Below are 11,287 nucleotides of genomic sequence, written 5' to 3'. Positions count from 1 at the left end.
GTCGCGCCACCCGCACAAGATCAAGACGATCCCGGATGCGCATCTCAGCCGGCCTGCCGCACAAGCCTGCGACGCTTCCTTTCGGAGACGAACCCGCGTTCGGCGCGAGATTCGTGTCCGCCATCGAGACGCAGCCATTGAGCCACCAAGGGCTGCGAAGGGTCGAATGGAGTCAGGTAATCAGGAGCCGGCTTGGGTGGAAAGCGGTCTGTCCGCTTTTGGTCGGTGTCCGCAAGAAGCGGAAAGCCTGCGGTCGCGCGTTCGGCATCGCTTCGCTTGTCATCCATCGGATCGGTGATCGAAGATTCCGATTGTCGGATGTTTGCGTCAGCGCGGCGAGACAGGGTTGGAAGGAGTTGGAGACGTCGACCGGCCTCGCCACGGGAAGTCCGGCTTGCTTGATCAGACTGCGGCTGCCAGCATCCTGGCCGAAGCGAGGGGCGAAGTGAGCGGATGACGAACGACGACGAACGAGCGGCGAGCCGCCGGGACTGGCGCACACGGATCGTGCAGCCAGACGTTGCGGCTCCCGGGGGCTTCATGTCGCTGGCGCCTGCCGTGCATCGCGGCTCGACCGTCGTGTTCCAGCGTCTCGCTGACGCGAAGGATGATTGGCGCGGCGATCGTTACACCTACGGCCTCTACGGCACGCCGACGGTGCTCGAACTTGCCGCCCGCATCGCCGATCTTGAAGGCGCCCACCACAGCTTCGTTGTGCCCGGCGGGCAGGCGGCCATCGTCCTCGTCTACCTCGCCTTCTGTACCGCCGGATCGCACGCCCTCGTGCCGGAAAGCGCCTATAGCCCGAACCGCGAGCTGGCCGACGGTCTGCTGAAAGGCCTCGGCATCACGGTCGAGACCTATTCACCGACGCTCGGCAGCGACATTGCCGGTCTCATCCGTCCGGAAACTAGGCTCGTCTGGTGCGAGAGTCCCGGCTCGGTGACGATGGAAGTGCAAGACGTCCCTGCTATCGTTGCGGCGACGCATAGGTGCGGCGTGCCAGTTGCGCTCGACAACACTTATGCGGCCGGCGTGCTGTTCGATGCGTTCGCAGCAGGCGTCGACGTGTCGTTGCAAGCGCTGACCAAGTATGTCGGTGGCCATAGCGATCTTCTGCTCGGCACCGTCTCCGTTCGGGAGGCTGCGTACGAGCGCGTCGGCGCCATGCATCGCCTCCTGGGGCTCGCGGTCTCGCCGGACGACTGCGCGCTGGCCCTGCGCGGACTGGAAACGCTTGCAGTCCGGCTCGACGCGCTCGAACGCTCGACGCTTACAGTCGCAGAGTGGTTGAAGGGGCGGCCGGAGATCTCAGTCGTGTTGCATCCAGCCTTTGCCGATTGTCCCGGGCATGCGCTCTGGCGGCGCGACTTCACCGGTTCAGCCAGTGTGTTCTCGGTGGTGTTCGCGGAAGACTGGGACGCGAAGCGCATCGGCCGGTTCGTCGACGCGCTGCGGCTGTTCCGGATCGGCTATAGCTGGGGCGGCACGACGAGCCTCGTGATGGCATATCTCGGTGCCGGCTCGGCTAGCCGATCGCACGGCGACCGCCTCGTCCGTCTCAACGTCGGACTGGAGGCGGTCGGGGACCTCATCGCCGACCTCGAACAAGCGTTGACGAGGTAGCAAATGCCGGCGTCCGCTTTTGAGGCCATCAGGAAAAGGTTCAAACGTCTCGAACGGGTCGACAGCGGAAGGGCAGCTTTTCCGGCGTTCGAACCAAAAGCCGACGTTCCGGTTCCGGCCCGGAAGGGGGATCGACCGGATAGCCGGCTGGGATGGATATGGCCGGCTGCCGGAGCTGAACACTGGGTGTTGCGGCAGGCAGGTGCCTTCAGGCACGGGTTCAGCGCTGGCGGGGTGGCAGATCCGGGACGGTGAAAGCACCGGGAATGCCGCCGTTCAGCGGAAACGATGCGGCCGTCACGAAGCCTGCATCGTCGCTTGCGAGATAAGCGGCCGTTGCGGCCAGTTCCGCCAAGGTCCCGAACCGTCCCATCGGCATGTGGGTGAAGCGACGCTCAGCCTGTTCCGGTCCGAGGCGCTCGAACGTCGCCTTGATCTGCCGTGTTTCGATCGGGCCGATGGCGAGGGCGTTCACCCGGATGTTGCGGCGGGCGAGATGAACGCCGAGGTCGCGCGACAGCTGTTCCACACCAGCCTTCGCGGCGTTGAACGCCATCTGGCCCGTAGCCGCGCCCATGCCCGCCAGGAACGAGGCGGTGTTGATGATCGAACCGGCCGACGCTCCCTTGCCCATATGCGGGATCGCGTGCTTGCAGCTCAACCATGTCGCCGTCAGGATCAAGGCCATCACCCGGTTCCAGGTTTCCAGCGTGGTATCGAGCGCCGAATGATCATCTGGATCGAGCGGCCCGGCATTGTTGTAGAGAACATCCAGGCGGCCGAACCCTTCGGCCACGCTCGCATAGGCAGCGGCGACGGCATCCTCGTCGGTCAGGTCGGCCATCAAGGACAGTTCACCGACCGCATGCGGGCGGCGGTCGATGCCGACGACGATGCCGCCTTCATCGGCGAAGCGTCGCGCGACCGCCTCACCCATGTCGCCCATCGCACCCGCCACGACGCAGACGCGCCCCTCGAGACGACGTTCCTGCATGACACTCCTCCTGATATCCGCCTTCAGCGCCGTTGCCGACATCAGGGCCAGCGCATGTCGGTCGCATGGTGCTGCCGAGCGATCTCATGCTGCGCCGAACCAGCGCGAGATGGCATCGGCAAGTTCGGTCTCGTCAAGCGCCGCATCGGCATGGACCCAGGCGACGATGCCGTCGGGACGCACCAGCACAGCGCCGAGGCCCAATCGATCGCGGGCATCCATCGCGACATGGAGAAGCCGGTCGGGCCAGCGCGCCGCGACGTCTCGTAGCGCCGAGCGTCCGTCGAAATCGAGCAGCACACCCCGGCCGCTTCGAAGCTGCTCGTTCAGCGTCGAGCCGTCTGCCAGCGCGAAGTCCGGCGCGCTGCGCCCCACCAGCGAATGTCCGTCGCCGAGATCGTAGCGGAGCGAGAGGCCCCAGATGCGCTCGGCGAAGTAGGTCGCTCCGTCGCGCGTTGCCAGGAGATCCCGGACGATGGTCTCGAGCGCGCGAGAACTTCGGCTGGGCCGCATCAGGGCGACCTGCGCGCGAGACCAGTCGAGGACCTGCGCCGCGACGGGCTGGCGTTCCTGTGCGTAGCTGTCAAGGAGGGAGGGCGGCGCATGCCCATGGATGGTGGCGGCAAGCTTCCAGCCGAGATTCATCGCGTCGCCGAGGCCGAGGTTGAGGCCCTGTCCGCCCAGCGGCGAATGGATGTGCGCGGCATCGCCCGCCAAGAACACACGTCCTTTGCGATATTCGGTGGCTTGGAAGGCGCGATCGGTCCAGGTCGTGGCGAGGTGGAGCGCCGTTACCGTGACGTCGGTCCCGGAGATCCTGCGCAGGACGGCCTCGACATGGCTGCGCGTGATCGGCGCGGCGCGATGGAACGCGCCGCCGTCGAAGTCGACCAACCCGATCGTGCCGGGCGGCGTGAAGACGTACATGCCCGTCGCCGTGTAGTGGCGACCGGGCTCCAGCACGCCGGGGTCGGCCAGTTCGACCTGGATGGAGTAGCCCGTGAATTCGGGATCGGTGCCTGCGAAGCCGATCCCGGCCGCCTTGCGCACCGCGCTGCGCGCCCCGTCGCAGCCGACGAGCCAGCGCCCCCGGAACGTCGCGCCGCCGGCACGCACGACGACATCCTCGTCGGACGGATCGAAGCCGTTCACCTCGCGGCCCCGTTCGATCTCGATGCCGAGCGTTGCCGCGCGAGCCGTCAGGACGGCCTCGATGCTCGCCATGTCAGCCGCGACACTGCCGACCTCGCCCGGAAGGCGATAGGGCCAGCGCTCGCCGTCGATCTGGTCGTGGAAGAACTGAATGCCGGCGAAGTGACCGCCGGGCCTCCGCGGCTGCTTTCTCCAATGTGCCGTTCCGAGCGTGTCGCGGCCCGTGGCGCGATCCCTGATGGCATCCATAAGGCCGCGGCGGTCGAAACTCTCCATCGTCGGCACCGTCAGGCCGCGCACCCCGAATGGCGGATGCTTCAGCGGCGAAGACGGGTCTCCCGCCGCTTCGAGCACCAGCACCGAGCAGCCGGCCTGCCGCAGCTCGCAGGCGAGAAACAGGCCGACCGGGCCTGCGCCGGAGATCACGACGTCATGGAGATGGATCGGGGTGGGACGCATGGTCGGGGCTCCTCGTGTCGATGTTCGACCGGAGCGTTTCCCGAACCCGAAACCCACACGGACGAACGCTGAGACGCGCAAGCCGCGTCTTTCGTTCGTCGTGGGGATCTCCGGCGCGAGGCCAAAGACCAGAGCTTCCGTTACCGAAAGGACTTGGGCTTACCAAACCAAGTCTGCCTTTTCCGACATGGGAACTATAGCTCCACCGGAATGACCTCGCAATGGATGCCCTCGGTCCGTTTGGGCCTGCGGGCGCAAGACACGACCCCGAACGGGGCGGCTGAAGGTCGCTGTTGAACGGCTGTTTTCCTGCTCACCGCACCTGAAAGCCGCCCGTCCGCACTCGGCCCCGATCGGACGCGAGGTCAGCCGTCGATCCTGCCCTTTTCGGCGAGGAAATCGAGGAGGGCGCGGATGCGCGCCGGCAGCGGGCCGCCTTGCCCGACATGGATGGCGTGGAAGCTCTCGCGATCGCCGGGGTTGAAGTCTTCCATCACCGGCACCAGCCGGCCGTTCGCGATGTCGTCCCGCACGGTGAAGGCGGCGATACGTGACAACCCGGCGCCGGCGAGCGCCAGCCGGCGCAGCGCTTCGCCGTCGCTCGCCTGCACGCGGCCGACCACCGGGACGACCACGGTTCCGCCGTCCCGCCGCATCGGCCAGCCGTTGACCGCGCGGACATAGCCGAGGCCCAGCCGCTCATGCCGTTCGAGATCCTCGATCGTTCGCGGTCGGCCGGATCGCTCGAGATAGGAAGGAGCCCCGACCACGATCATCGCCGTATCGCCGAGCTTGCGGGCGATAAGGCTCGAACTCTTCAACGGTCCGGCGCGGACCGCGATGTCGCTCCGTTCGGCCAGAAGGTCCACGACGAGATCCGTCTGCGTGAGATCGACCGTGACACTAGGATGGCGGCGGAGGAATTCGGGCAGCAGGGGGATCAGCACATGGGCGGCATAGGACGCGCTGGTGTTCACCCGGATATGGCCGACCGGTCGCTCCCCCGCATTCGCGCTACGCTCGGCCTCCGCGACATCCGCGAGAATGCGCAGCACCCGCTCGTAGAAAGCGCAGCCTTCGGGCGTGAGCTGGAATGCCCGCGTCGAGCGGTTGACGAGGCGCGTGCCCAATCGCGCCTCCAGCCGGCCGACGAGCTTGCTGACCGCGGAGGGTGTGAGGCGAAGAACCCGTGCCGCTGCCGAGAAGCCGCCCTGTTCGACGACGCGCGCGAAGACCTCCATCTCGCCAAGGCGGTTGATCGCCGCTTGTGCCATGATGCCGCCGCTTCACAAGTGCTGTTCCTGTCGGATGGCTACAGCACGAGCGCAGCCCCGTCTATTTCTGGCGCATGGACCGATGCAGGGAGCCGGACCGTATCGCCGAGCTTCCGCGCCCCGTGCCGGAGCCGACCGGATAAACGCGCTGCGGCCCGGCTGTCCGCCAACGGCTCATCCAAGCTGCTTCTTCCTCCGCAAGGCTGTCTTTCCATGGAATATCGTCGCCTCGGCCGCTCCGGCCTCAACGTCTCAATCCTCAGTTTCGGCGCAGGCACCTTCGGCGGCATCGGTCCCCTGTTCGGCGCATGGGGCAACACGGATGCGGACGAGGCGCGCCGCCTGATCGATATCTGTCTCGAAGCCGGCATCAATCTGTTCGACACGGCTGACGTCTATTCGAACGGGGCCTCTGAGGAAGTGCTGGGCGCGGCGATCAAGGGACGACGGGACGAGGTCCTGCTTTCGACCAAGACCAGCCTGCCGACCGGTAACGGCCCGAACGATGCCGGCTCTTCGCGCTTTCGGCTCGTCCGCGCCGTCGAGGCCGCGCTGCGCCGGCTCGGCACCGACCATATCGACATTCTGCAACTGCATGCCTTCGACGCGGCGACGCCGATGGAGGAGGTTCTGTCGACGCTCGACACGCTCGTGCGCGCCGGCAAGGTCCGCTATGTCGGCGTCTCGAACTTTTCCGGCTGGCAGATCATGAAGGCGCTGGCGGTGGCGGACCGCCATGGTTGGCCGCGCTACGTGGCCAATCAGGTCTATTATTCGCTGATCGGCCGTGACTATGAATGGGACCTGATGCCGCTCGGCGCCGACCAGGGACTCGGCGCCCTCGTCTGGAGCCCGCTCGGCTGGGGCCGGTTGACCGGCAGGATCCGTCGTGGCGCGGCATGGCCTGCCGGAAGCCGTCTGCATGACACCGCGAGCTTCGGACCGCCGGTGGACGACGAGTATCTGTTCCGCGTCGTCGATGCCCTGGATGAGGTCGCGGCGGCAACGGAAAGAACCGTGCCGCAGGTGGCGCTGAATTGGCTGATCGGCCGGCCGACGGTCTCCTCCGTCATCCTCGGCGCCCGCAACGAGGCGCAGCTTCGCCAGAATCTCGATGCCGTCGGCTGGTCGCTGACGCCAGAGCAGACGGCGAAACTCGATGCCGCGAGCGCCGTCGCCGCGCCCTATCCGCATTTTCCCTATCATCGGCAGGAAGGTTTTGCCCGCCTCAACCGGCCGATGCCTCGGTAAGCATGCGGTCGCGAGCAGCCTGCCCTCGGCCTTTCGCGGCCTGACCGCGCCAGGCGCGTCGTCCGGGAGCGGTCCATCCGTAACAGCAGCGATCCGCTCGCCTCTTCTTCGAAGCCGACGCGCCGCCGCTTGTGGGAGAAGCGGAAGCACCCGATCAAAAGCTGGAGAGAGTGGGAATCGGTCGGCCGGCTTTCGGCGACGCCGGTCGAGATGCGGACATTTTCGGAAGGATCGCTGCGCCTTGCCTCTGAAGTTCTGCTCTTTCCGTCAGGAGAGCGTCCTACTTTTCGACGAAGGTCCAGACTGATTTGCAGCCGAGTTGAAGTGTTTCGTGCCGGTTTGCTTCCGGCATGGGAGTGTTCGACCGGACTGCTGCCCAAGTGTCAGTTCACCTCCATCCTGCCGATAAGGTTGCCGATGTAGTCCGCGAGGGACGTCTGCCCTTGCTTTGCATGGAACGGCTTGTCCGCCCCTCCGTCGAGAGTGGCAGCCGTCATGCCTGCAAAGGAACATGCAGCCTTCTCGGAGAAACCGAGCTTTCGAAAGGTATCGACCCATTCCGCTCGGTGTGTGACGGCGACGTCTACCGGATGGCCAAGTCCTGCGGCGAAGGCGTGCGCGACATCTCGGGGTGTGTAACGCTCGGGGCCTTCGGTATGGGATGTCGCCGTGTGTTCGGGGGCCTGCCGCAACAGCGACGCGGCTTCCTTGCCCAGGTCAACTGGCGCCACCATCGGAAGCTCGAAGTCGGCCGGGAACATCGATGGTAGGACGCCCTGACGCGCGGCATCGATCATCGTGTCCCAGTTGCTCATGTAAAAGGCGCCCCGTTGGATCGTCACCGGGATGAGAATGCCGATGGCGGCGTCGCGGTTTCGGACAAGCGCGCGTCAGGTCTCCTTGTCCGTCTCGGTTTTCGATCTCCCGGGAACCAGCGATCAGAGGCGGCTTCGGCTTCGGCCGGCGCCGCCTTTTGCGTTCAGTGCTTGGTCTTCTTCGACCGCTTCGCTTTCGGGTCCGATTAGGTAGGGGGCCCAATCAACATATTGCCAGAATTGGCCGATTCCATCCGGGATTGGGGCCTTTGGATGGAGGCGATCATGCGTGATCTGTTTTGGCTGTCGGACGAGGCGTGGGCGGTGTTGGAGCCGCACCTGCCGAAGAACCAACCCGGCAAGCCGCGTGTTGATGACCGGCGGGTGATCTCGGGCATCCTCCATATTCTGAAGACCGGCGGTCGCTGGCGGGACGTGCCGCCCGAGTATGGACCGGCCAAGACGATCTACAACCACTATGCCCGCTGGGCACGGCACGGCGTCTGGCAGCGCATCTACGCCAAGGTTGCAGCCGCAGGTACTGTTCCAGACGAGCTTTGCCTCGACAGCACTCATGTGAAGGCGCACCGCTCAGCGTCGGGCGGAAAAGGGGGAGTTCAGCCAAGCGGTCGGCGTCTCGCGTGGCGGCCGAACAACGAAAATCCATTGTCTGGCCGATGCTTGTGGCCGGATCGTCGCTCTTGCCCTGACGCCCGGCAACATCGCCGACATCACCATGGCTCTTCCGCTCCTGGAGGCCATGAGACCGGCCCAGCGCCTGATTGCGGACAAAGCCTACGACGCCGATAAGCTGCGGACCTGGCTCATCGAACGGCAGATTGAGCCGGTCATCCCGGGACGGGCAGCACGCGGCGTGGTCTATCCGCTGAACCGCAAAGCCTATCGTCGTCGCAACGTCATCGAGCGCATGTTCGGAAGGCTGAAGAACTGGAAGCGCATCGCGACCCGATACGACCGCCTCGCCGTCAATTATCTCTCCGCCATCGCCCTGATCGCAACGGTCACTCAATGGCTTAGGTGAGTCCCCTACCTAGGCGATGACGCCACCGCCGTACAAGTTGCAAGATGGTCGGGCTCAGCCGTGCTCGTGATGATGTCGGCAATCTTCTCGCGCAGGGCTTCGAAGGCAGGGACACTGCGCCTGCGGGGGCGATCGAGGCTGACATCGAAGCGCGCCGCGATCTGGCCTGGCCCCGGTTTCATGACGAGAATTCGGTCGGCAAGCACAAGCGCCTCGTCAAGATCGTGGGTCACAAGAACCAGGGTCAAGCCGCTATCCCTCCATAGATCGAGAAGATGATTGTGCAGACTGGATCGGGTGAAGCTGTCGAGCGCCGAGAAGGGCTCGTCAAGAAGAAGAACCGAAGGCTCGGCGACCAGCGCGCGGGCGATAGCGACACGCTGGGCCTGCCCGCCGGACAGTTCCTTCGGCCACCGGGCACCCAGCCCGTCCAATCGCAGACGCGTGAGCGCAGCGGCCGCTCGTTCGCGTCGTGCGGCGCGGGGAAGGTTCGACAAGCCGAACTCGACGTTGCCGGAATTGGTCAGCCATGGCATCAGCCGTGGCTCCTGGAAAACGATGCCGATGGCCGGGTGGGGCTGGTGGATGGGCTGGCCGTCGAACAGAACCTCACCGGTGTCCGGTCGATCAAGGCCGCCTAGAAGGCGCAGCAGGGTCGATTTTCCGCAGCCCGAGCCGCCGACGATCACGGTGATGCTGCCCGGCGGAAATTCCGCCGAGACCTGTCTCAGCGCCGTCGTGCCGTTGCGATAGGTCCGGGTGAGATTTGCGGCAACGAGCATGCTGTCAGATCCCGTCCTGGTGGCGGTCCTGCCACCGTAGGAGCGGCTCGAATGCTCCCGCCAGGCAAGCGTCGCTGAGCTTGCCGAGCGCGGCGAAGACGAGGATGGCGGCGACGATCTGGTCGGCCTTGCCGAGCTGCTGGCCGTCGACGAGGAGATATCCCAGCCCTTCCGAGGCTCCCATGAACTCCGCTGCGACGACGAACATCCAGCCCAGGCCGAGACCCGTGCGCAGTGCCGTCACGGTCTGAGGAAGAATAGCGGGAAGAAGGACGCGGCGCACAAGCGCTGGTCGCGACAGGCGGAAGGCACGGCCAACCTCCACGATACGCCGGTCCACCGAAAGCACGGCGCTGGCGACACCGAGATAGACGGGAAAGAAGACGCCGGCGGCGATCAATATGACCTTCGAGGTTTCGAAGATGCCGAACCAAAGGATGAAGAGCGGCACCCAAGCGATCGACGGGATGGCGCGCAGCGCCTGGATCGTCGGGTCGAGAAGGCGGCGTGCCAACGGCACGGCGCCTGTGAGGGCGCCCGCGAGGATGCCGACCGTCGCGCCCGCCACGAAACCCGAGGCGACGCGCACGGACGTGGCGACGACGTGAGCGTACAGCTCGCCGCTGACGGCGAGCGTCCACAGCGTCTCAGCGATGCGGGACGGCGGCGGCATCAGCCGTCCGCTCATCCCTCCTGCCCAAACCGCCAGCTCCCACGCGACAGCCAGGACAGTCGGCAAGATCCAGCCGATCGGAAGAGCGAGATGGGTGCGGCCCGCTCCCCGTTCTTCGGCTTTCTCGATGGTTTCCGGGCGCGCGGCGATGCGGGCCGTCGAGCTCATGTCACCTCGCTTTCAGCGTCCTTGACGGAGGATGTCATCGACGCTCACTGGCTCGGCGGCGCGAAGCTTCGGTCAATCAGTTGGTCCGTGACGGCGGCGATATCGATATCGGCCGTGACGAGCCCGACCTTCTGCAGAGCGAGACCCGCCTCGACGATCGCCTTGCGCTCGGTTGGCTCGATGCTGGTGGTCGTCAGTCGCGTGCGCTCGAGCTGGCGCTCGATCACGTCCGGCGGCAGCTTCGTCGCAGCGACGAGGGCCTCCTTGAGAGCGTCCGGTCGGGCGAGGGCATCCTTCCGGGCCGCCTCGTAGGCACCGAGCACGCGGCGGACGATGTCGGGATGTTCGGTCGCGAAATCCTCCGGCACGCTGATGACGCCACCGCTGTTGTATTCCGGCTTGCGGAAAAGAAGGACCGCTTTGTTCTCGAGCTCGGCCGAGGCCATCAACGGGTCGAGGCCGGCCCAGGCATCGACGTCGCCGCGCAACAGGGCCTGCTTGCCGTCGGCGTGCTGGAGGAGGACGAGGGTCACATCCTTGTCGGAAAGACCCGCATCGGCGAGCGCTCGTTCCAGGAAGATGTGCGGGTCCGTCCCCCGCGTGACCGCGATGCGCTTGCCTTTCAGATCCTCGACCTTGGTGATCGGGCTGCCTTCCGGTACGACGAGCGCCGTCCATTCGGCGAGCGAATAGACGCCGACCGAGCGGATGGGATTGCCGTTGATGCGTGCCACAAGCGCCGCGCCGCCGGCGGAGGCGCCGAAGTCGATGGAGCGGGCGTTCAGGAACTCCAACGCTTTGTTCGAACCGGCCGACTGGACCCATTTGACGGTGATGCCGTCCTTCTCGAACTCCTTTTCCAGCAGCTTCTCGTTCTTCAGGAGGATCGACACCGGGTTGTAGGTGGCCCAATCCACGGTGATCTCCGAGAGATCGGCCGCGGTCGCCGATCCCGAGAGGAGGGCGAGGATGCCGGCGACGAGCCCTGAAAGGCGGAAGACGGGTCGAGTCATGGAACGGGCTCCGGAGTCGCGATGTCCCGCCGGGGCGA

Annotated in this window: 10 protein-coding genes; 3 read left to right on the top strand and 7 right to left on the bottom strand. The window is 65.8% G+C overall.

Annotated elements, in window-relative coordinates:
• Positions 1 to 453 precede the first annotated feature (453 nt).
• Positions 454 to 1,626, top strand: a complete 1,173-nt coding sequence (locus IEY14_RS11460) for a cystathionine beta-lyase (protein ID WP_188908528.1) — start codon at positions 454 to 456, stop codon at positions 1,624 to 1,626.
• A 220-nt stretch (positions 1,627 to 1,846) separates the two neighbouring features.
• Here IEY14_RS11460 and IEY14_RS11455 read toward each other — a convergent pair whose 3' ends face one another.
• From IEY14_RS11455 to IEY14_RS11445, 3 genes are all read right to left on the bottom strand, one after another.
• On the bottom strand, positions 1,847 to 2,620 hold the full coding sequence (locus tag IEY14_RS11455) for an SDR family oxidoreductase (RefSeq protein ID WP_188908526.1): 774 nt from the start codon (positions 2,618 to 2,620) through the stop codon (positions 1,847 to 1,849).
• Between the two features lie 84 nt (positions 2,621 to 2,704).
• Entirely contained in the window at positions 2,705 to 4,231 is a 1,527-nt protein-coding gene (locus IEY14_RS11450) for an FAD-dependent monooxygenase (RefSeq protein WP_188909229.1), read from the bottom strand.
• 365 nt (positions 4,232 to 4,596) lie between these two features.
• The gene (locus tag IEY14_RS11445; RefSeq protein ID WP_188908524.1) at positions 4,597 to 5,505 is read right to left on the bottom strand and encodes a LysR substrate-binding domain-containing protein; all 909 of its coding nucleotides are present in this window, start codon (positions 5,503 to 5,505) and stop codon (positions 4,597 to 4,599) included.
• Between the two features lie 213 nt (positions 5,506 to 5,718).
• Here IEY14_RS11445 and IEY14_RS11440 point away from each other — a divergent pair, with 213 nt between their 5' ends.
• Positions 5,719 to 6,756: an aldo/keto reductase gene (locus IEY14_RS11440; protein WP_188908522.1), complete on the top strand. Its 1,038-nt coding sequence runs from the start codon at positions 5,719 to 5,721 to the stop codon at positions 6,754 to 6,756.
• A 383-nt stretch (positions 6,757 to 7,139) separates the two neighbouring features.
• Here IEY14_RS11440 and IEY14_RS11435 read toward each other — a convergent pair whose 3' ends face one another.
• Positions 7,140 to 7,571 carry a Rossmann-fold NAD(P)-binding domain-containing protein gene (locus IEY14_RS11435; protein WP_188908520.1) on the bottom strand — a complete coding sequence of 144 codons (432 nt, stop codon included), beginning with the start codon at positions 7,569 to 7,571 and terminating at the stop codon, positions 7,140 to 7,142.
• Positions 7,572 to 7,856: 285 nt separating this feature from the next.
• Between IEY14_RS11435 and IEY14_RS11430 the strand changes: the two genes are divergently transcribed.
• Positions 7,857 to 8,613, top strand: a protein-coding gene (locus tag IEY14_RS11430; protein WP_188908519.1) for an IS5 family transposase whose coding sequence is annotated in 2 segments (ribosomal slippage) — positions 7,857 to 8,191 and positions 8,190 to 8,613 — 759 coding nt in all. Because the reading frame shifts where the segments join, the coding sequence is not laid out codon by codon here.
• Positions 8,614 to 8,618: 5 nt separating this feature from the next.
• On the opposite strand, the gene IEY14_RS11425 is transcribed toward IEY14_RS11430, so the two are convergent.
• Genes IEY14_RS11425 through IEY14_RS11415 form a run of 3 tightly spaced genes read right to left on the bottom strand, consistent with a single transcriptional unit; the run spans position 8,619 to position 11,249 of the window.
• A complete protein-coding gene (locus IEY14_RS11425; RefSeq protein WP_188908518.1) occupies positions 8,619 to 9,395 on the bottom strand; it encodes an ABC transporter ATP-binding protein in 777 nt (258 codons plus the stop codon).
• Positions 9,396 to 9,399: 4 nt separating this feature from the next.
• Positions 9,400 to 10,236 (bottom strand): ABC transporter permease, encoded by an 837-nt coding sequence (locus IEY14_RS11420; RefSeq protein ID WP_188908517.1) that lies wholly within the window; start codon positions 10,234 to 10,236, stop codon positions 9,400 to 9,402.
• A gap of 44 nt (positions 10,237 to 10,280) precedes the next feature.
• Positions 10,281 to 11,249: an aliphatic sulfonate ABC transporter substrate-binding protein gene (locus IEY14_RS11415; RefSeq protein ID WP_188908516.1), complete on the bottom strand. Its 969-nt coding sequence runs from the start codon at positions 11,247 to 11,249 to the stop codon at positions 10,281 to 10,283.
• Positions 11,250 to 11,287: the final 38 nt, after the last annotated feature.

Source organism: Aureimonas endophytica (genome assembly GCF_014642635.1).
Classification (GTDB): Bacteria; Pseudomonadota; Alphaproteobacteria; order Rhizobiales; family Rhizobiaceae; genus Plantimonas; species Plantimonas endophytica.
This window is presented reverse-complemented; position numbering and strand designations above follow the sequence as displayed.